This is a genomic window from Bacillus sp. FSL H8-0545, assembly GCF_038006105.1.
In the GTDB taxonomy this organism is placed as follows: Bacteria; Bacillota; Bacilli; order Bacillales; family Bacillaceae_G; genus Bacillus_A; species Bacillus_A cereus_U.
In genome coordinates this window covers 935,317-956,030 of record NZ_JBBOUO010000001.1, presented here as the reverse complement: position 1 = coordinate 956,030, position 20,714 = coordinate 935,317, and the positions used below count along the sequence as shown (strand labels likewise).

Sequence of the window (20,714 nt, the reverse complement as noted above, 5' to 3'; positions counted from 1 at the left end):
TGTGGCGAGACCCCACATCCATCAACTTAAGGATGTAGACTATTCTTAAACTTAAAAGCACGTTACTATTCTCTTATGTTAATGAGAAAGGGTGACGTGCTTTTTATGAATATGCATCAAAAACAAGAGCTGTCTTTATTTGCCGAAGAGTTATATCGATATATATCTCCCGCTACACTTAATCAATTAGCTATAGAAGCAGGTGGAATGAAACGAAAACGTAAGTGCCATGGGCACCATTTTTTATCTTTGTGTGTATGGTTAAATCAACAAATCGCTACAACCTCTCTTACTCAACTTTGTAGTCAATTAGAAACTTCAACAGGAATTTTATTAAGTCCTGAGGGACTGAATCGACGATTTAACTCGGCTTCTTTAGCCTTCTTTCGAAATGTATTTACTACACTTCTACAAGCTAAAATTGGAGGATCATCTACAATTTCTCATTCTCTTTCTGCTTACTTTGAGCGGATTCGCATCCTTGATTCTACAACCTTTCAAGTTCCAGATTGATTCGCAGCTACTTATCCTGGTGCCGGAGGCTGTAGTCATACAGCTGGTGTGAAAATTCAATTAGAGTATGACTTGTTGAGTGGAGAGTTTTCTGATGTGAAAATTGAACCAGGAAAACGAAGTGATCAGGCATATGGGACGACTCGAATGGACATGACACAAAAGAATGAACTATATATTCGTGACTTAGGGTATTTTCGTTTACAAGACTTTAAATCGATCCAAGATAAGGAAGGGTATTATTTATCGCGTCTTAAATTACCAACTAAAATATATAGAAAAGAATTCGAAACAGTGGTATTTAAAACAAAACCTGCTCAATTGAGACCGGTATATATACAAATTCATTTGGAAGACATCATGAACCAATTACAACCTGTCCAAGTGTATGAATTACATGATGTATATGTAGGGAGCAAAGACAAACTACCCACTCGCATTGTGGTTTATAGATGTACAGAGGAGCAAAAACAGAAACGTCTACATGATCGAGCTATTCGTGAAAAGAAAAAAGGGATTACATATACAGAGCGTACGAAACTTTTACAAGGAATTACGGTATATATGACAAACATTCCTACGGAATGGGTACCGAAAGAGAAAATCTATGATTTATATTCACTGCGTTGGCAAATTGAGCTGTTATTTAAAATATGGAAATCTTGGTTTCGAATTCATCGTTGTAAATCTATTAAACAAGAGCGATTAGAATGCCACCTTTATGGACAACTCATTAGTATCCTATTATGTTCTTCTACTATGTTTAAAATGAGAGAACTCCTGTTACGTAAGAAACAGAAAGAACTAAGTGAATATAAAGCGATGTACATAATTAAAGATTATTTCTTGCTTTTTCATCAAGCACTACATAAAAACACCCAAGAATTATCAAAGATTCTCCTTCGTCTGTTTAACCTCCTACAGCGAAACGGACGAAAATCTCACAGATATGAGAAAAAAACAGTCTTTGATATTTTAGGTGTTGTGTATGAGTATACCACTTCTGCCCATCAGGTAGCATAGCGAAAATTTGAAACCCGTCAGGGTTTATTTGATGTGCCTACTTTTATAACATCTATAAAAGATAATAAAAAACTACGTGGAAAGACCGCATTTTGTATAAAAATATACGTTAAGTTGATGGATGTGTGGCGAGACCCCCTATCATTAAACTTGAGATGGTTCAAATCGGAGAAAGACACCTTAGAAGGTGTCTTTTCTTTATTTTCAAAAGGACCTGCTCAATTCATGCGTAAATACATAAAGTAAATTGAATCCGTTAAAATACATGAGTGACCTCTTGTTTTCTCCTCTTATCTAAAGGAGGAACTGTTATGGGCTTTGGTGGTAGTTGTAGTAGTTGTGGCGGCGGCTTTGCTTTATTAGTTGTATTATTTATTTTATTAATCATAGTTGGAGCTTCTTGCTTCTGCTAAAAAACTATCGGAAAAGACACTCATGTGAGTGTCTTTTCTTCATGAAAAAATGCCCAAAATCGCAAAAAACTTTACCTTCGCAAGCGTTAGTACCAAAACGAAACCAACTGTACCATTTTAAATAGCACAGTTGGTTTCGTTTCTATTATTTAGTAGCTTAATTATTTTCGTTTTATTGTTCTTCCTTTTTTAACTTTTTAATTTTTTCTTTTAAGTCATTTGTTTTTATGAATTTTTCTTTAAAATCTTTATTTTGCGGACTCACAGTATCTGTATTTTCATCCACTGGAAATCTCCCTTGGAAATCACCACTAGTTACATATTGGCAACTAATTGGGCCTTTATATTTTTCCAAAAAAAGAATTACTTTTTTATTTTCTTTTATCACAGGAGCCTTCTCAAAAACTACTTCAAATTGTTGGCCATCTTTCATTGATTGCTCCGTATCAAATGTCTTTTTATTTTTTGGATCGGACTTATATTCGAAAACTCCACCAGTTTGAAGAACCGTTATTTTATCGCCTACTTTAATATTATCATTACTTTCTAATACATCTGTGACAACAACTGTTGAAATGGTAAAATATACTTCGTTATATATAATATATTTATTTTTAACTATATTCCCTTCAATTGCAGAGGAGCTGTCATTTACCAAAGTGGATGTGTCGTCATAGTATTTCACCATTTTTCCACCCATATTAATTACAGGAAAATCATTTGACTGGGAGTTATTTGCTACCTCAGCAGTTTTTATCTGAGTTTTATTTACCGTTGCATCGGTTTTACTATTAAACTGAGAACATCCAGAAGCCAATAATACAACTGTTGTTATTATAGAAAATGGAATATATTTTTTCATTTTAAGGTCCTCCTATTAATTATTATGGGTACATCCTTGTAATTTCATCTAAATCAGCTTTACTTGGCGCAAGTACTTGCGGCCATTTATCACGCATTACACTTGTACTAATATCGTTATGAGCAAGACCAAAAGCATGCCCTATTTCATGAGAAACAACACGTTCAGTGTTGGTATCGTAGTTTTGCATATCTGCATAGTAGTAATCGTTCATATTAATCTTAGCCCAACTCCAATCACCTGTTGGTGTTCCGGACCATGAGTTTAGTTTGGTACTGGATTAACCGGAAAACTGTATAAAGTCCTGCATGCTCTTAGCGTGTTTTTTTCCGAAATGCTGGCGATACCCTATCTCCAGCAAGCTAAGATTTTAAAATGTCCCAAAATAAAAAATGAGCTAAATCCCCTTAAATAGCTATATAGAGATAAAGTTGTTATTACAACATATTTTCCACTTTCAACTTAGTTGTCATTAGAATGTTTTTCTACAAAATCAAGAATCCTGGCATTAACTTCGTTAGAGAACTCACCATTGATTGCGTGAGATGCATTTTTCCAGTTAACTATATCGATATCTTTAACGTTACTTGATAAGTACTTGTTTTAATTATATATATAAGGAAATTAAACCGAATATAACAATCAATGGAAGGATTACTGCAAGTTTATTTTTTAGAGGAACACGTTTGTCTGGGACGCCTGGATGGATAACAAAAGCAAGTAAACCACGATTCCTATTAACACAGCAAAAATCTTCTTTTTGTCCATTACTAATCCTCCAAAATGTAAAATTCCCAAGGTTATCATAACAGATGCAGTTATGTTCCGTTATCACATTATGTCGAATCAAAATAATAAAAAAGCATCTGAAACAGATGCTTTTTCTCATTCTCAATACATAAACGTAATCGTCACCAAAGAATACCCTTCTTTTGCATTATACGGCTCCGCTTTATAAGAAACACGGTTCGCTCCTTTTGGAAAACCTATTTCTCCAATTGCTTTTTTCACATCTTGTAAGGAACCGTCCATTGATTGCTTATAAAGAACCTCAATCTTTTCTACTTTTGCACTATAGCGCTGCTGCATTTTACTTTTTAATTCGTTATAGTTATTCGCAACGTATTCATTTGCTAAATAATTTAGTTTTGTATCTTTTAATATTTGCTCGTATGCAGTTGTTTTAGAGCTACCCGCTGCAATTTTATTTGTAAGTGTATCATAATAATTTGTTGTAGCCTGCGGATAGTCCCCGCGGTTCCACTCGTGATTTCTTGCAATTTGTTCATCTGATAAGTTGAAATAAGAATATGTTACTCGCCCTTGTTTATCAGGTATTGGATCATCGAATGTTGTATCAAGATGGTACCATTTGTTATTGATTTTAACTAAATTCCAAGCATGAGGCTGACCGTCTCCAGTTCCTACTACAAAATGATTCTCAATTCCAGCTTCTTTTAATAATTGATAGGTTAATAGGGTGTAACCTTGGCAAACGGCAGAACGATTCGCGATTGCCTCATATGCTGTATACGCTTTATAAGACGTATCGTAAGAAACATGTTTTACTACGTAATCATGAACCGCCTTCACTTTTTCATGATCATCCATCCCTACTTGAATAATAGAAGAAACGATTGCTTTCGCTTCTTTCATCACATACTCGGTTTGTTCTTTCGTTTCGCGATATGTAATATGTAGCGTAAACGTATAATTCCCGGGCGATCCAGATAGTGAGTATGAAACATTCGATCTATTATAATTTGTATACTCATTTTTATTTGCGACTTCTTTATATGCGTTAAAAAGTGTATTCATAACTTCTTCTTTATTACTATTTCTCGTGTAATATGGAAGTGTAATATTCGTTTCGTATGTATTAATACGCTTTTGTACTTCATTTTTGAATGCTGTTAATAATGCCGCATCTCCTGTATCCTTTACATCAGTATTTTTATATTTCAAAGTTTTATATAAAAACTGTGCATACTGTTCACGTGTTACTGTGCCATATGGTTCAAATTCCCCGTTGCCTGTACCATCTGCGATTCCGTTTGATTGCACCGCACTAATCGCATTTTCTGCCCAAAATGGACTTGGAACATCATTAAATGTATGTTTTTGTTTAGCAGCAAGATGAAAAGCATTTGTAAGAATTTGTGCCATTTCCGCACGACTCACAGAAGCTTTAGGTCTAAATCGGCCATTTTCATCACCTTTAAAAACCCCTAAATTCGTTAAAGTTAATACCTCTTCTGGAAACATTGTAGAATCTCGATTAATATCACCGTAAGGATTTTTAAACGTAGAGCCATCTTTTAATACGTAACGAGTTCCATCATTACTAAACGAACCGCCTTGCTTATTCGGCACTAGCACTCGATAAATTAAAGCTGCAACTTGCTCCCTCGTCGCAACATCCCCAAAGCCAAATATCCCATTTCCATAACCTGAAATAATATTTTTGCTCGCTAAATCTTTAATCGCAGGATACGACCAATGCGATGTAGGCACATCAGAAAAAACGCCCGCTTCAGCAGCTTTCACATCACTGCCATTTGTATATAATAAAGCACCACCTATTAGTGATAATGATGTAATTGATTTTAATAGTTTTGTGTACATAATGCCTTCTCCCAATACGTCTTCTATTTTTTGTTATTTTTTGTCGAAAAATCTAAAAGAATATGACAAAACACATTATACAATTAAAACTTTTCGGAGGATATACTGAATTTCAAAATATGCAAAAATTCATATTACTATAGGGATTCATACTGATATCATGCTATTTTACTTGCGAATATATAAATAAAAAGGAAATATAACATACAGACAGCCCTCCGCAGCATATTTCACAAAGTTTTACAAAGGGACATGGTGTATCATGTCGAAAACACTATTTATAACCAAGTTAATTTACTTCTATTTGTAAAGGAGATGGAGAAATGTATTTTACAATAGAAAAACACACCAAAATAAATATCAACCTAAAGAGGTGTTAGTACTATGAAAAATAAGAGATGTGATAATTGCGGTTCTACTAAATTTAAAGAGGGGAAAGTTGGATTTGCTTATCATGCATATGTTTGTGAAGATACGTCTAGTTCGCTCTTTAAAGCAGGAGACCGTTCTAAACTATTAACAACATTCTGTTTAGAGTGCGGTGAGGTGAAATCATTCAGAGTGGAAAAACCAGAAATATTTAAAGGATAAAATATTTCCAAGACACTTAAATTATTTATACTTTTGAGTGTCTTGGATATTAATTTGAAGTCGATTTATTTAAAGAGACGCTTCGTTCCGGCAACAACATTGGCTAGAATAGCAATTATAGCTGCACCAATAATTATATATTTGATTTCAGGTTTAATAACAGATTCTAGAAAAAGAATAGATACAATTATTGGAATCCACTTCATACCTCCATGCAATATTCTTTGGAACTTTTGGATACATTAAATATGCATAGCATTGTAGTTTGCATATATTTCACTTTTGTATTTTTGAACCAAGTATTAGGAGGGTATTTATGATGAAAAGCTGTACAGCATTCCTTATTATTGATGTACAGGTAGGTTCATTTGAGGAGAGAAAAGTCCTATATAATAGAACGGAATTATTAAGAGTCATTCAATTATTGATTTCTAAAGCCCGTTCTGCTTCAGCCCCTATTTTTTATATGAAGTTTAATGGGAAGTCTGGTTCTTCGCTTAGACAAGGGACACCTGGATGGGAAATTCATAAATCAATTACTCCAGCAACAGGAGATGTCGTTCTTGAAAAGAATCATCCGGATTCTTTTCATAAAACGAGTCTTCAACAAGAGCTGGAAATGAGAAATATAAAACGAGTTGTTATAGCAGGAATTCAATCTGAAATTTGCATAGATGCAACATGCCGGCGTGCATACAGCTTAGGATATGACGTTACTCTTGTAAAGAATGGACATAGTACATATAACTCTACATTATTATCGGCGTCTCAAATTATTGAGCATCATAACGAGATAATAGGTCAATGGTTTGCCCGTGTAAAAAATTCCGAAAGTATAGAATTTTGATTCTATCTCTATATAAACGAAACCGCAGTCAGGGACTAGACTGCGGTTTTTCGACGTACAATGAATTACAGTAATTACTAAGAGTTGCATAATCTTTCATTGTAATTAACTTAACTTTTTATTTGCTAAGAAGCATTGCAACAGAACCTAGTAAAGTCTCAAAAAACAACTTATTATCAATCAATATTTAGTAAAAACATATTAATACTTTAGAATTTCTTTAATTTTCATTATTTTTTATTTAAGATTGTCCTTTATATTTATAATGTGTTATTTGAATTTATCGTATTGAAGCGGATTTTCACATCACTATAAGCAATTTAAAAATGGAAAAAATAAAGTCCCCATTAGATTAATTATCCTGTTCTTTTGCGTCTTTTATCTATTTATGTTAATTATTATGCAGCTAAAAAAAGTACAACTTATTGATGGAGAGAGGAAATAAAATGAATTTAGTGAACTTACGTCCTAAACAGCGGTCTAAGTATCGCATTCTACTAGGGACATGGTATTACTCTACAAAGAGGTACATTCAGTGGTTAGCAGACGGAAAAACATATGCAAAAACGTTTCAACAAGAAAAGTTACCCTATACAGCGATTCAGCACCGAACGATACTACTTCGTAAGCTCAAAGATGTAGATATGTGGTATCAACAAAATAAAGTTGTTAATTTGAAGATTGCTATTAAACAACTAAATGGTATCGTCATTAGACCGGGAGAAACATTCTCTTACTGGCGTTTAATAGGTAAGCCTACGAGGAGAAAAGGGTATGTAGAGGGCATGATACTACACTATGGATCTTTTCAAGCAGGCATTGGAGGAGGGCTTTGTCAGCTTTCAAATTTAATATATTGGATGACCTTACATACACCATTGACAGTAACAGAGCGATATCGTCATAGTTTTGATGTCTTTCCTGATTCCAAGCGGACCCAACCATTTGGAAGCGGCGCAACTTGTTCTTATAACTATTTGGATTTACAAATCAAAAATGAAACGGACCAATCGTATCAACTTCACCTTTATATTACAGATAAGCATTTAGTCGGTGAATGGAGAGTTACCCATCCGCAGCTTTATCAATATGAAGTATATGAAAAAGAACACTCAATCCAATCTGCATACTGGGGTGGTTATATACGACATAATGTTATTCAACGTAGAGTATATAATCAACAGAAACAGTTTATAGAAGACCAATATGTAACGGAGAATCACGCTATAATGATGTACGAACCACTATTAGCTTATAATAATGAGGAAAGCGAGTGACGGTAACATTCGTGTATCAAGTATTTTTGTCTAATAACACAATACATGCCTTTCTTCATATAATTAATAGGCCCATTCCTTTTTGTAACATAACTTTTTCGTTTTTATTGAAAATGAATTTTATATCTTCCTTTCCAACAAACTGGTTCCTAAACTAAACTGCCTCGTTTCCACAATAAAAATAGAGCTGTCCATAAGTCGGTTTCACCAACTTATGAGGCAGCTCCCTCTTAATTTCACCTTATTCTATCGATGAATCCAAACTGCACCTGCAGACTTGTCTTCAGCTTGACCTACTACTTCAAACTTCAATCCTAGTTTCGGCAACTTACGTCCTGCATCTGGAATCATGCTGTTGATGTACTGCTTAGAATCATCAAATTTTGCAACTCCTGGTAATCCTTTATAGTCAAAGATACCGCGAGTTGGCGAATTCACTTTCCATGCTGGCGCTTGATCAAATGAGAATGCCGCATCGGCAATTTGATAACGCGTACTGCTCTTCACAGTTGGTTGTCCGTTTAATGTACCTACGATTGCCTCTGGATGAGAATCTACTACTCCTAAGAATCCTTCACCTGGATGAACGCCTACCCAGTTATCTGTAAAGCTTTGATCCGCATACCATACAACCATTCCTGTATTAAACACTGGGCCACGCGCATGTTGTAACGCCGTGTCAGAACCAGCGTAATTTCTCCACTCTACATAGTAGTTATTTTTTTTCTGTTCCAATCCGTTAGATACAGTAAATCCTTTTAACGTCATTGCTGGCTGGCCTTCTGCATCATCAGAGAAAACAACTTTGCCATCTACAGTTAATGCTGCATTATCTAACGCAAATCCTTTATAAGCTACTGCAATATCTGTTAAATACTCAAATTGCAGTTTTACTTTTTTCCCTTTGAATTGGCTTAAATCGTAAGTTTTATCAACCCACTTACCATCAGTTGTATCCGCGCCGCCTTTTACATCTTTTTCGCCCATTCTATCAATACGTGTCTTCGTTCCATCTTCTGCAATCGCATATACATCAAGGAAATCATACTTCGCTTCAAGTTCGTAGAATGCCTTATAATCGAACTTAGCATCTTTTGCATTTGTTAAATCAAATACTGGTGTCTCAAGTGTTGTATGAATGTCATTTCCTTTTGTACTGTAATAAAACTTCTTACCAAATGCAGATTCGATATTTTTGATATCTTTGTCTGGCAAGTTAACACGAACGATTCCTGGTCGTTTTGATTTTGTAACACTTTGATCTAAATATGTTGCAACACCGACTCCTGTGCGAAGTTTATCATAATCTACCTCAACGATATTCGCCCAGTTGCCCGTCATATTCTTTTGGAAAAACTCTTTATTTTGTGGTGAGAAACTTGTTGGCTCTGTTCCTGCAATTTTTCCAGCCCAGCTACCGCCGCTCATAATAGACCATGACTCAACAGGTTCACCTTGTCCTGAATACTTTGTATCGTACTCATCTGGTAAGCCTAAATCATGACCATACTCATGCGCAAACACACCAACTGCTCCATCTTCAGGCTCGATTGTATAATCGTATGCAGCCATCTTTCCGCCCCAATTTGAAACAGAAGATTTTGTGCCATCAATCGCATATGGTTTTGATCCAAGTTTTGAACGATGAGACCAAATCGCATCATCTTTCAATTTACCGCCGCCAGCTTCTTGACCCACGCCAGCATGTACAACCATTAAATGATCAATAATGCCATCTGGCTCGTTTTTATTTCCATCACCATTTTGATCATATTGATCGAATTGATCATAGTCTGCTAAGTTAATTCCTTTTGCTACCGCTGCTTTTAATGCTTCTTTCACAAGATCACGTGGCCCTAAAGGACCTTTGTTATCATGACCAGTGCCCGCATCCGCACCATAATCTGAAGCTTTCCCTGGAACAGTAAGCCATTCCGTTACAGTTCCATCAACTGTGTAGCTCCCGCCAGATTGTTCTTCATAATATTGTTTAAATGTGTTAATCTTCGATCCATCAAACAACGTAAATGGTTCATTACCAAATAACATTTTTTGATAATGTTCACGATTAAAGTCCTTAGAATACATGTATCCTGGCTCTTGATCAATATTGTTATGCTTAAAATCACTAAATTCTACAAGTAAAACAAGTACTTTATCTTTTCGAACAGCACCGTTGTACTCTTCTTGCTTCGCTGGTGCAGTAGGTACTTTTCCATTTAATTTACTAGAATTCAATCCAGCACCTTGTCCAGCTGCTGGCCCTACTGTAGGCTGCTGCGCCTGTTCATTTTCCTTCATTTTTGCATCTTTTACTTTTTTCATAAAATCAGAAGCTTCTTGCGTAAGACTATCTCCTGTCAAGATTTCTTTACCAGGGTTTTCCCCTTTCTTTTTCTCAACATATTTTTCGACAGCCTTTGACATCTCAGCTTGTGATGCAGATTGATCAATTACTCCCCTTTGTTTTAGCGCTTCTGCCAAACGCTCATCCGGTATTAAATGCTCATCTATTGGTAGAGATGATGTTGGTGGTGTCTCAGCATAAGCTGCATGACTTCCAAAAGCAAAACTACTACTTAGTACTGCCGCTGTTGCTAAAACTGATAAAGGTTTTAACTTCTTATTCTTTTTCAATGTATTTCCTCCCCAGTGTCTGCGAATTATCATTTTTTTTGCCGATAGCAACATAATATTCTCTTTATAGAGAATATTCAATCTTTTTCAACAAATAAAATGTTGAGAAATATTTTTTTGTGCAGGGTGAAATGCGTAGGATAGCAAAATACAAAGGTTCTGCTGGTTTATGTTTTTTTTTCAAGTTTTTTACACAACCATAAAGTATGATCACTTGTTTTTTTATCTTGATGACGATGGAGTAAAATGCTTATTTACAATACTAAGAAAATAAAACATACAAACAGCCCAAGTTCCTCATTGGAACTTGGGCTGTTTGTTATTTGAATAAATAGATTCTTATAAGATTCTGAATCAGTTTATGTAGATTCATTTTACAAAAAGGCTGTTATTTATTTTAAGTGCAATAGTCATACTTGCTCGATTCACTTATTTTTTGACAATAAATAAATGATCACCACCTAAGGAATCCTAGTTGAATTTCTATTTATATTCTAATTACCCTTTAAATTATCAGAAAATTATTGAAAAAGTTTTTTTCTTGGAAGCTATCTCATTTTTCGACACACAACAACTCTATAATTACACACAAGAATACACTGAAAAATTAGCAGTTAAGTTTTACGAAGAAAGTAACGACTTAAAAGCTAGTAAATACTTTTATCTTAGTCATCAAGCTAAAGAAAAAACTTTCGAAAAAGGAGCGTTGAAATAATGAAGAAAATTTTCGGAACGATTTTAGGTTTAACCCTTTCAGCTGCTTTATCTATAGGATTAGCATTCCCTTCACAATCAGAATCTAAGGAACAAGTTGATTCGACTAAATCTAGTACAATTATGTACATGCAATCCAGCCACGGTGACTCCTGGTAATACAAAGAGTTTTTTATCCGTTAACACCATTAATTACGAAAAGGGCACTCCCTCAATGGAGTGCCCTTTCTTAAACGACATATAGCAGACTACTTATTAACTTCAGCCCATTTAACCTTGAACTCTGCACCGAAATCATTTGCAACTAAAGTAATTGATTTGCTTCTAAACCACATTAATATATCATTCAACTATATTAAAAACCCCCTCCACCTTAAGGTAGAAGGGATCTTCTAATTTCTATCTCAAACTACCCGAAATCTCCGTAAAGATAACCCCAAGTGCATGTGCACCTGCATCAGGATATCCTAAGCTTCTTTCACCAACTGTACCAGCGCGGCCCATGCGAGCTACGATTTCTTTCGTATACTCTGCGCCTTTAACCGCTGCTTCTGCTCCTTTTTCAAAGGCAGTTTTCACGTTTACTTCGTTTGATGCACTGTCTAACCAAGAATCTACACATGGAGCAAGTGCATCAACAAGCGTTTTATCACCAACTACCGCTCCTCTTCCGAACGATCTTTCACCGATAGATTGTATACCTTGAAGTGCTGCTTGTAACATTTCAGCGAACTCTCCTACTGTTAGCTCACGTCTTTCGCCTGCTGCTTTACTAGCTGCGCGGAACGCACCGCCCCAAATTGGACCTGAAGCGCCGCCGCAATGTTCCATAATAATCATCGAACAACCGTCAAGGAATGATCCGATCGTTACATTCTCTTTTCCTAAAATAGAACTCCAATCACGCTTTAATTGCTTAAATCCTTTCGCCACACTCATTCCGAAGTCGCCGTCACCTGCATGTGTATCTAACTCACAGAACGGTACTTCATTTTTAATAATGATGTCACTCATTTTATCAACGAGATAGATCATGTTGTTTAATGTAATTACATTATCTTTCATAACAGCGTGCTCTTCCGCTGTTTCTATTTCAAAGGAAACTTCCTTCTCTTCTACATCTTCAAGCACATTAACATACTCTACACTTTCAACTGGTCCATCTACTTTAAACGCTGGTGTATTACACTCTTTCGATAGTAATGTTTTTAGCTCGTCATCTAATTTCATTACTGTTAAAGACATACCCGCCATATCAATACTCGTCATATAGTTACCGACGAATACTCTATTAATTTTAATGTTTCTAGCAGCTAATTCTCTCGTAACTGCGTTGTTAAATAGGTAAAGTTCTTGCAGTGGTGTGCCGCCAAAACCATTTACAAGAAGCGCGATTTCCTCGCCATCTTTTACTCCTAAATCTTTCATTAAATCATTTGTCATACGGTTAGCTAATTCATCAGCTGACAGCATTTTTTCGCGTTTAATACCTGGTTCGCCGTGAATACCTACGCCGTATTCCATTTCATCTTCCGCAAGTGTAAAAGTAGGTGATCCACTCGCTGGAACTGTACAAGAAGTTAACGCTAAACCGATTGTACGCACGTTAGCAGCTGCCTTTTCAGCGATAGCTTTCACCGCTCCCAAATCCATACCTGCTTCCGCTGCTGCGCCGGCAATTTTATGAACGAAAATAACTCCCGCAACGCCGCGGCGTCCTACTGTGTACAGACTATCTTCTACCGCAATATCATCGTCCACTTTTACGTAGTCTACTTCAATTCCATCTTCAGTCGCTAAATGCGCACCGTTTTTGAAATTCATAATATCGCCGCTATAATTTTTAATAATTAATAACGTACCTTTTTTACTTGCCGTCTCTTTAATCGCTTGATATACCTGAATTTGTGAAGGAGAAGCAAACACATCTCCGCACACTGCCGCATCTAACATTCCTTTTCCAACTAATCCTGCATGTGCTGGCTCATGACCACTACCACCGCCGCTAATTAACGTTACTTTATTTTCGTTCATTTCTTTCTTCTTAATCACTTTATATTTTTTCAAAAGCTCAAGCTCTGGATGAGCCATAACCATTCCGTTGCACATTTCCATTACTAATGTTTCTGGTTTGTTTATAATCTTTTTCATTGTGATTCTCCCTCAATTCCTTTAATATATTGTGATATATTTGAAATCTTCTTCTTACTACTCATGTTAAAATGAAAGCGTTTTATAGTAAACGGACAAAAAGGACAATCTGTCTAAAGACACCGCTCTCATTTATGGATAGGATTTTTATATTAGGCTGTTTTCGTATAGATTGTTGCTCTCTTGAAAATACTGATTATGGTTGAATATAATGCATTTTCAGGAGGCGTTCAATAATGTGGAGATACGTATTATTTGGATAGTTACCTCTACTGGTATCGTTGGCTTGAGTTACATAAAAACTTAGCATTTGAAAATCGAGTAGAGCAAATGCTTATTTCAGCTTGTCAAAAATCTAACTATTTCACAGTTGAAGCATTAAGAAAAGATAAAAAGCATCATTAATCAGATGCTTTTTAGGTAGATTCAGTGGTTTATTGTTATGTAACTAACGGAGCAGTTTAGTTGAATAAGAAAAAAAGATTAATGCGTATTTGACTTAAAATGCGATACAAAATGAACTGTACAAGGATGACAATTCATTTAATAGGTAGGTATTATTTCACATTCTTTAGAGGGGAAATTACCTTGTTATAAAAAAATCTTTCCCATTTAGCTAACAAACCGTTCCCATTTTCACCACGCTGAATTTCAATTTCGTGGTTTTTATGAAATTCTGCTATTCGTTTATTATGCTCTTTGTGCAAATGATGGAGAGCTACTTGTTTCATTATTATCCCTCCTTTCGATTAACCATAATTATATATCCTGGGTTGATTATAGCAAAGTATTCTACACGTTTTGTAGATTAAATCTGCCTTTTAGTTTTAACAGCAACAATCTTTGAGAAAACAGCCTTATATTACTAACATTCTAGGGATGATTAAGATGACCTCTTCTATAATTTCTAAAAAGATAATCGCGAATTCATTGAAACATTTAATGGAAACAGAGTCGTTTCATAAAATATCAGTGAGCGATATTATGTTACACTGTCAAATGCGTAGGCAAACTTTTTATTATCATTTTAAAGATAAATTTGAACTATTAAGCTGGATTTATAGAGAAGAAACGAAAGAAAACATTATAGACTTTCTCGACTATGAAACATGGGAAAACATTTTTGATTTATTATTTGATTACTTTTATGAAAATCAAAAATTTTACCGAAATGCTTTTAAAGTCATTGAACAAAACTCGTTCAATCACTATTTATTTGAGCATACGAAAAACTTATATATGAAGATTATTGATGAACTATCTATGAGCTGTAGATTAACTCTTTCTATTGAAACAAAAAATACGATTGCCTCCTTTTATAGTCACGGCTTCGTTGGAACGATAAAAGATTGGATTGAAAGTAAATGTGAAGTAGATCCATCCATTATGTCTTCTCTCATGAAAAATATGATAAACAATCAATTACTACTTTTACTTGAGCAATCAGCAAAGTAATCATAAGGTGGCCAAAGCAATGAAAAAGATTATGAATGATGTACAAAATATTGTTCAAGATATGCTGCATGGCTTTTATTTTGAACATAACGACAAAGTAAACTATGACGAAACACATAACATCATTTATGTAAAAGATATCGAAAAAATGAAGCAAAACGTTGTCCTTATAAGCGGCGGTGGTAGCGGACACGAACCTGCTGATATAGGTTATGTAGGAAAAGAAATGCTTACAGCGGCAGTAAACGGAAGTATCTTCACTCCGCCTACAGTCGAACAAATTGCAGCGGCAACTCGCCTCATACCAAAAGATAAAAGTATTTTATTCATCATTAAAAACTTTAAAGATGACGTAGAAAACTTTTTAGCTGCAGAACAAATCGCCAAAGAAGAAGGAAGACAAATTGACCACATCATCGTAAATGACGACGTTTCAATTGAAGATGATGCTTCTTTTAATAAAAGAAGACGCGGCGTAGCGGGCACCATTTTCGTTCAAAAAATATTAGGCGCAGCCGCTCTTGAAGGACATTCTTTAGAAGAACTAACAGCACTTGGCCGTTCTGTCATCCAAAACTTACACACATTAGGAGTCGCTCTTTCACCTGCAAATGATCCAGTACAAGGAAAAGCTTCATTCACATTAAATGATGATGAAGTGTTTTACGGCGTTGGTATCCACGGGGAAAAAGGTTACCGTAAAGAAGCACTATCTTCTTCTGAAATATTAGCGATCGAACTGATGAACAAACTAAAAAGCATTTATCGCTGGAGAAAAGGCGACAACTTCGCCATCCTCATTAATGGACTAGGTGCGACACCATTAATGGAACAATACATTTTCGCAAACGACATTCGCCGTTTATGTGAGCTGGAAGGCTTACAAGTTAAATTCGTAAAGGTTGGTACCCTTCTCACTTCTTTAGATATGAAAGGTGTTTCGCTCAGTTTGCTTAAGGTAGAAGATTTGGATTGGGTGGAGTGGTTGAAGGCGGATGTTGGAGTGAGTGGTTGGTAACAAATTTGCAATTTATCCACCAGTTCCCACAATCCAATACATGAAATGTCGTTATCCAGTCGGAGGAAGGCACCTTAGGATGTCTTTTCTTTATTTTCAAAAGGACCTGCTCAATTATTGCGTAAAAAACATAAAGTAATTTGAATCCGTTAAAATACATGAGTGTACCCTTGTTTTCCCCTCTTAATTAAAGGAGGAACTATTATGGGATTTGGTGGTAGTTGCGGCGGAAGCTGCGGTTTTTCTGGAGGATTTGCTTTATTAGTAGTATTGTTTATTTTATTGATCATTGTTGGAGCTTCTTGCTTCTGCTAAAAAACTATCGGAAAAGACACTCTTATATGGGTGTCTTTTCTTTGTAATAAAAAAGCTCTCCATAAAGGAAAGTTTTTAGGTTTATACATTCAAGTCATCCAAATTAGTTATTTACACAACACTTTATCACTTTCGGTCTTTAGTGTGGTGTGACATACACATAATCCTTCCGCTACACAAAGTTGCTCAACTAACTTTAATTCCTTAGATCCAAGACTTATATAATTAAAACACACATCATCATTAAATTCATTTTCTTAAATCAATAGTTAGCTCATCTGTAATCTGCTCAAGATGGAAAAATCTTTTTATATAATGGATATCTGACCATTTTTCTTCCCCACCAATAATAAATAATTCTTGCGCATCATACATAAATGAAAAGCTTGGATAGAAACTGTCAGCCTTTAATCCAATCTCCTCAGTATTATTGCTGATAATCTTACAGCCCGCTGAATAACTTAATACCGTATAGAGGGAATCTTGTGCTGATTGGAAGAAATACTTCATAAGTGTAGTTATATCATCACTATTAGTAATTAACACGTTAAAAAAGTTCGTATCCCTTTTCTTATTAGTAAAAACCAGCTCAAACGGGAATTTATTCTCTTCTAAAAACCCTTCAATAAAGTCCCTACACAAATAAGTTTCAAATAACATATACATAGGAAATTTGTTAATTACGCCTATAAATCCTTTAATGATTTCTTCAAATCCTTTATGCTGATTCCAATTCGTTCCCACACCCATCATAATAGGATAATTTAAATAGATAGGATAAGGTGATAACCCTTCATCATTTAACATATACACTCGTTTTCCATCTGGATGAAGAGCAGATTGAGACTCTTTTAGTAAGTATTGAGATAATTGAACACGTAACACATTTACACCTACCTATCTTAATAGCTTTTAGAAGCACGCCCCATATTGAACTTTATACCCTTGCACAACACATAATGATGCCCTGTATCTTTACGGAAATGCCATACATTAAATGCACCATTATAACCTTTTCCAATTGTTTTATGAACTAATTTGCTATATTTATATTATCTGACAGTATCTTAATCACCTCATTGGAGGATTACAGGTCTTCCAAATACAGCTGGATAATAAATTAACATCACACCTACAAGTGAGCAAACTACATAAAAAACAGCCTCGTAGTACTTTAACCGATGAAGCATATATAAAATCATAGTTATGATTGTCTCATAAGATTTGTCTCAAAACGAGGTGATATTTTGCGGAAAATCGGTTATATTCGTGTCAGTTCGACTAGGCAAAATCCTTCAAGGCAATTTCAGCAATTGAACGAAATCGGAGGGAACAAATAATCATTCCTTATTCCTTAAAGGACCATTTAATGGAGTACAGGGCAGGAATATTTTGTGGGGAAGTCGAAGTTGTTTTATCGTATAGCAACTACGGTATCGAATTTTTGAAACTATTTGAACATGATGGCATTCACGAAATAAGGTTCGCGAATATTCCAATAGTAGAGGGTTTACGAAGTGTTGTTCGTTAACAAGATGCTATATGACATACCCGAAAACCCAATTTCACATTTTCCTATACTGTGACTTTTCTTTGTTATCATGAATTGCGACAAAGTGTTTTTTGTTTGGAAGGAATTTGTAACAGAATAATTATGAAGAGGACCAGATAATAAATTTTTACACATAAGGAGATAAAACTATGGCAAAAAACAAATTACTAAGAATGGACAATGTCGGCATCGTTGTAGAATCCCTTGATGACGCAATCTCTTTCTTCGAGGAGATTGGCTTGAACCTCGAAGGGCGAGCCACTGTCGAAGGTGAATGGGCTGGCCATGTAACGGGACTCGGTTCTCAGTGCGTAGAGATTGCTGTGATGGTTACCCCAGATGGCCACAGCCGAATTGAACTTTCGCGATTTCTCACCCCACCTACTATAGCAGATCACCGGACTGCTCCTGTAAACGCCCTCGGTTATCTACGCGTCATGTTCACCGTTGAAGACATTGACGAAATGGTATCCAGACTTATTACTAAGTATGGTGCTCAGCTCGTTGGCGAAGTTGTTCAGTACGAGGACTCGTATCGTCTCTGCTACATTCGTGGAACCGAAGGACTTCTAATCGGTTTGGCGGAACAACTCGGTAACAAATAAGTAAGTGATGTTTTATAAAAAGCCTTTAATGAAATATACATTACTGAAGTGAAAATTGAAACAGAAAAGCAGTGTAAAGTAACTCGAAGAAATCGGGTACGTCATATAACACAGCATTCACGCTGCGATTTAAAGAAAATTCTTATTCAATAAAAGGGCGCCTTTCCAAAGTAACGAAAAAAGTCCAATTTCTTAATACCGAGAAATTGGACTTTTTAATATTGTAAACTCCTTAACGTTGTAAATCCGCATTTTCCTGACGCTAAGGAAATGTCACTTATTAAAAAAGCCGATTTCCATCTCAAGGAATCGACTTCTTTAGTTATTCTTAATGAACTAACGCATGCGTTAGTTGCATAAGTAAGAGGTTTGAAAAAATAGCCTGTATATATTTGAACGATGAATAACTTACCTATTTTCTTGTGTTTGCACCATATACAGAAAATCGGGAAAAACGTAACATATTATTTATCTGTTTGTTTTTGCTTCTTTTTCAAATACTCCGCACGCAATTTTTCAAGTTGCTGCTTTTTATCAAATTTGGCAGGCGTCTGTTTTTCATGAAACTTTGCCACAGCTGCCTGACCTTTGTAATCCAATTGATATTTTCCCACTTTGTTCACCTACTTTTCTTGTCTTTAAAGAGAATCTATTCAACAAATATACTATACCTTATTTTACTGAAGTAAACCTTATTATTTTATTAGTTGCAAAGTCTTTTTACTACTTGTTTAAAAAAATCTACATCCCCAATATTTCCCTCCAAAAAATCACCCGTTAGTTTAATAAGGTAACTTCACAATCTTGGTCTTACCCCTGTCAAGTAGACAGTAATAGATTAGGTGCCTTTTCATTAAGCAGCCTTAGTTCCAAATTCAATAGGACTAAGGTTGTTTAATCTTTTTTGAAATCTTTTGTTATTGTAATAGCTTATATATCTTTTAGTGGCCTTAAAAACTTCTGCCTTTTCATAAAAGGTATGTCTATAAAAGCATTCTGCCTTAAAATGACTAAAAAAGCTCTCTATACATGCATTATCGTAACAATTTCCCTTCCTAGACATACTCACAGTTATTTTGTGCTTTTTAAGTAATTGGTTATATTTTTTTGACGTATACTGATAACCTCGGTCGCTATGTAATACTGTTTCGCAGGCTTTTCTTTTTCTTAAGGCTTTATTGACTGTATCTGTAACTAATTTTAAATTGTTGTATTCGCTCATTTGGTAGGCCACAACTTCGTTATTGTAAAGATCTAGTATCACTGAAAGATATATGCGCTTATTATTAAAGGTAAGATAAGTTATATCTGTAACCCATTTTTCATTTGGTCTTGTAGTTGAAAACTCTCTGTTTAACAGATTTTCCGACACGACGCATTGTTCTTTTAAACCAAAATGCCGCCACTTTTTCTTTCGAATCTTAGCTTGTAGCCCCATTCTCCTCATTAAACGATATACTCTTTTGTGATTTACCTGTAAACCATAATACTTTTTGAGCCATATACAAATTCTTCGGTAACCATAGCTGCCATTTATATCTGGATCTCGTTCGCATTCTCCTATTTTAGACATGATAAATTGGTCCTCTTTCATCTTTTCAGAGGGATTGTTGATTCTTTTTTTCCACTTATAATATCCACTTCTTGAAACACCTGCAATTTCACAAAGCAATACAATTGAAAAATTTTGTTTTAAGGTATGAATGACCTCATATTCTACTGATTTACTTTTTTTGATCTCATCCCCCTTTTCGTATCTAATAGCTTTTTTAAGTATGCATTTTCCGCTTCTAATCGTTGTATTCTAGCATCTTGACTTATTTCATTTGTTTGTTTAGATCTTCCACGTTTTTCTTGTAGGCCCAGAATACCCTCATTTTTATATTTTTTAATCCATCTATCTACAACTGAATATGTAACTCCTAATTCCTTTCCAATTAGCTTACTTCCAATTCCTCTATGTAAGTACAATTCAATAGCTTTCATTTTAAAATCAATTGAAAAAGTTCTTCTAATTTTCCCCATAAAAAATCCCCTCCATAATAAACAGTAAAGTAACTTTCTTTCAACTGTCTACTATAAGGGGATCATATCAGCATACAGAAATCATCTTCTT

At 35.1% G+C, this 20,714-nt stretch carries 19 protein-coding genes and 6 pseudogenes; 12 read left to right on the top strand and 13 right to left on the bottom strand.

Annotated features, from left to right (window positions below):
• Window positions 1-105: 105 nt before the first annotated feature.
• Together MHI07_RS05030 and MHI07_RS05025 are read left to right on the top strand one after the other, a co-directional pair.
• Window positions 106-1,536 (top strand): annotated as a pseudogene (locus MHI07_RS05030) (IS4-like element ISBce2 family transposase).
• A 311-nt stretch (window positions 1,537-1,847) separates the two neighbouring features.
• Window positions 1,848-1,949 carry a YjcZ family sporulation protein gene (locus MHI07_RS05025; protein WP_000505688.1) on the top strand — a complete coding sequence of 34 codons (102 nt, stop codon included), beginning with the start codon at window positions 1,848-1,850 and terminating at the stop codon, window positions 1,947-1,949.
• A gap of 172 nt (window positions 1,950-2,121) precedes the next feature.
• Here the strand turns inward: MHI07_RS05025 and MHI07_RS05020 are convergent, their stop codons facing one another.
• The 4 genes and pseudogenes from MHI07_RS05020 to MHI07_RS05005 form a co-directional block, all read right to left on the bottom strand.
• Complete coding sequence (locus MHI07_RS05020) at window positions 2,122-2,811, bottom strand: hypothetical protein (protein WP_340822293.1); 690 nt, start codon at window positions 2,809-2,811, stop codon at window positions 2,122-2,124.
• Between the two features lie 22 nt (window positions 2,812-2,833).
• A pseudogene (locus tag MHI07_RS05015) lies at window positions 2,834-3,055 on the bottom strand (matrixin family metalloprotease); the annotation flags it as partial.
• 218 nt (window positions 3,056-3,273) lie between these two features.
• Window positions 3,274-3,393, bottom strand: a pseudogene (locus MHI07_RS05010) (alpha/beta fold hydrolase); the annotation flags it as partial.
• 309 nt (window positions 3,394-3,702) lie between these two features.
• Complete coding sequence (locus MHI07_RS05005; protein WP_340822286.1) at window positions 3,703-5,436, bottom strand: S-layer homology domain-containing protein; 1,734 nt, start codon at window positions 5,434-5,436, stop codon at window positions 3,703-3,705.
• A gap of 384 nt (window positions 5,437-5,820) precedes the next feature.
• Here MHI07_RS05005 and MHI07_RS05000 point away from each other — a divergent pair, with 384 nt between their 5' ends.
• The gene (locus MHI07_RS05000) at window positions 5,821-6,027 is read left to right on the top strand and encodes a hypothetical protein (RefSeq protein WP_002011051.1); all 207 of its coding nucleotides are present in this window, start codon (window positions 5,821-5,823) and stop codon (window positions 6,025-6,027) included.
• Between the two features lie 65 nt (window positions 6,028-6,092).
• Here MHI07_RS05000 and MHI07_RS04995 read toward each other — a convergent pair whose 3' ends face one another.
• Complete coding sequence (locus MHI07_RS04995; protein ID WP_002011050.1) at window positions 6,093-6,233, bottom strand: hypothetical protein; 141 nt, start codon at window positions 6,231-6,233, stop codon at window positions 6,093-6,095.
• Window positions 6,234-6,343: 110 nt separating this feature from the next.
• On the opposite strand from MHI07_RS04995, the gene MHI07_RS04990 reads away from it, so the two are divergent.
• Both MHI07_RS04990 and MHI07_RS04985 read left to right on the top strand, forming a co-directional pair.
• Entirely contained in the window at window positions 6,344-6,874 is a 531-nt protein-coding gene (locus tag MHI07_RS04990; protein ID WP_002011048.1) for a cysteine hydrolase family protein, read from the top strand.
• 446 nt (window positions 6,875-7,320) lie between these two features.
• Entirely contained in the window at window positions 7,321-8,151 is an 831-nt protein-coding gene (locus MHI07_RS04985; RefSeq protein WP_078179746.1) for a VanW family protein, read from the top strand.
• 246 nt (window positions 8,152-8,397) lie between these two features.
• Here MHI07_RS04985 and MHI07_RS04980 read toward each other — a convergent pair whose 3' ends face one another.
• Window positions 8,398-10,788 carry an immune inhibitor A domain-containing protein gene (locus MHI07_RS04980; RefSeq protein WP_340822279.1) on the bottom strand — a complete coding sequence of 797 codons (2,391 nt, stop codon included), beginning with the start codon at window positions 10,786-10,788 and terminating at the stop codon, window positions 8,398-8,400.
• A gap of 541 nt (window positions 10,789-11,329) precedes the next feature.
• Between MHI07_RS04980 and MHI07_RS04975 the strand changes: the two are divergent.
• Window positions 11,330-11,503 (top strand): annotated as a pseudogene (locus MHI07_RS04975) (hypothetical protein); the annotation flags it as partial.
• The gene (locus MHI07_RS04970) at window positions 11,503-11,661 is read left to right on the top strand and encodes a general stress protein (RefSeq protein WP_088077832.1); all 159 of its coding nucleotides are present in this window, start codon (window positions 11,503-11,505) and stop codon (window positions 11,659-11,661) included. The pseudogene MHI07_RS04975 and the gene MHI07_RS04970, both read left to right, overlap by 1 nt.
• Window positions 11,662-11,901: 240 nt before the next feature.
• Here MHI07_RS04970 and dhaK read toward each other — a convergent pair whose 3' ends face one another.
• A complete protein-coding gene (gene dhaK / locus MHI07_RS04965) occupies window positions 11,902-13,653 on the bottom strand; it encodes a dihydroxyacetone kinase subunit DhaK (RefSeq protein ID WP_340822274.1) in 1,752 nt (583 codons plus the stop codon).
• A gap of 246 nt (window positions 13,654-13,899) precedes the next feature.
• Between dhaK and MHI07_RS04960 the strand changes: the two are divergent.
• Window positions 13,900-14,058: pseudogene (locus MHI07_RS04960) on the top strand (IS1595 family transposase); the annotation flags it as partial.
• A gap of 152 nt (window positions 14,059-14,210) precedes the next feature.
• On the opposite strand, the gene MHI07_RS04955 reads toward MHI07_RS04960, so the two are convergent.
• Entirely contained in the window at window positions 14,211-14,384 is a 174-nt protein-coding gene (locus MHI07_RS04955; RefSeq protein ID WP_016103924.1) for a hypothetical protein, read from the bottom strand.
• A gap of 157 nt (window positions 14,385-14,541) precedes the next feature.
• Here MHI07_RS04955 and dhaS point away from each other — a divergent pair, with 157 nt between their 5' ends.
• From dhaS to MHI07_RS04940, 3 genes are all read left to right on the top strand, one after another.
• Entirely contained in the window at window positions 14,542-15,108 is a 567-nt protein-coding gene (dhaS, locus tag MHI07_RS04950) for a dihydroxyacetone kinase transcriptional activator DhaS (RefSeq protein WP_002202924.1), read from the top strand.
• 19 nt (window positions 15,109-15,127) lie between these two features.
• Complete coding sequence (dhaQ, locus tag MHI07_RS04945; protein ID WP_340822268.1) at window positions 15,128-16,126, top strand: DhaKLM operon coactivator DhaQ; 999 nt, start codon at window positions 15,128-15,130, stop codon at window positions 16,124-16,126.
• Window positions 16,127-16,330: 204 nt separating this feature from the next.
• Complete coding sequence (locus MHI07_RS04940) at window positions 16,331-16,441, top strand: YjcZ family sporulation protein (RefSeq protein ID WP_000505686.1); 111 nt, start codon at window positions 16,331-16,333, stop codon at window positions 16,439-16,441.
• A 249-nt stretch (window positions 16,442-16,690) separates the two neighbouring features.
• On the opposite strand, the gene MHI07_RS04935 is transcribed toward MHI07_RS04940, so the two are convergent.
• Both MHI07_RS04935 and MHI07_RS04930 read right to left on the bottom strand, forming a co-directional pair.
• The gene (locus MHI07_RS04935; RefSeq protein WP_340822265.1) at window positions 16,691-17,326 is read right to left on the bottom strand and encodes a hypothetical protein; all 636 of its coding nucleotides are present in this window, start codon (window positions 17,324-17,326) and stop codon (window positions 16,691-16,693) included.
• Window positions 17,327-17,517: 191 nt separating this feature from the next.
• Window positions 17,518-17,610 (bottom strand): annotated as a pseudogene (locus MHI07_RS04930) (VanZ family protein); the annotation flags it as partial.
• Window positions 17,611-18,142: 532 nt separating this feature from the next.
• On the opposite strand from MHI07_RS04930, the gene MHI07_RS04925 reads away from it, so the two are divergent.
• Window positions 18,143-18,598 carry a VOC family protein gene (locus tag MHI07_RS04925; protein WP_002159053.1) on the top strand — a complete coding sequence of 152 codons (456 nt, stop codon included), beginning with the start codon at window positions 18,143-18,145 and terminating at the stop codon, window positions 18,596-18,598.
• Between the two features lie 464 nt (window positions 18,599-19,062).
• Here the strand turns inward: MHI07_RS04925 and MHI07_RS04920 are convergent, their stop codons facing one another.
• The 3 genes from MHI07_RS04920 to MHI07_RS04910 all read right to left on the bottom strand — a co-directional run bounded on the left by MHI07_RS04920 (window position 19,063) and on the right by MHI07_RS04910 (window position 20,623).
• Window positions 19,063-19,212: a hypothetical protein gene (locus MHI07_RS04920; protein WP_002069316.1), complete on the bottom strand. Its 150-nt coding sequence runs from the start codon at window positions 19,210-19,212 to the stop codon at window positions 19,063-19,065.
• 239 nt (window positions 19,213-19,451) lie between these two features.
• Window positions 19,452-20,336, bottom strand: a complete 885-nt coding sequence (locus tag MHI07_RS04915) for an IS3 family transposase (protein ID WP_254866035.1) — start codon at window positions 20,334-20,336, stop codon at window positions 19,452-19,454.
• Window positions 20,315-20,623 carry a helix-turn-helix domain-containing protein gene (locus tag MHI07_RS04910; protein WP_078175295.1) on the bottom strand — a complete coding sequence of 103 codons (309 nt, stop codon included), beginning with the start codon at window positions 20,621-20,623 and terminating at the stop codon, window positions 20,315-20,317. Before MHI07_RS04910 ends, MHI07_RS04915 begins: the two co-directional genes overlap by 22 nt.
• Between the last annotated feature and the right edge of the window lie 91 nt (window positions 20,624-20,714).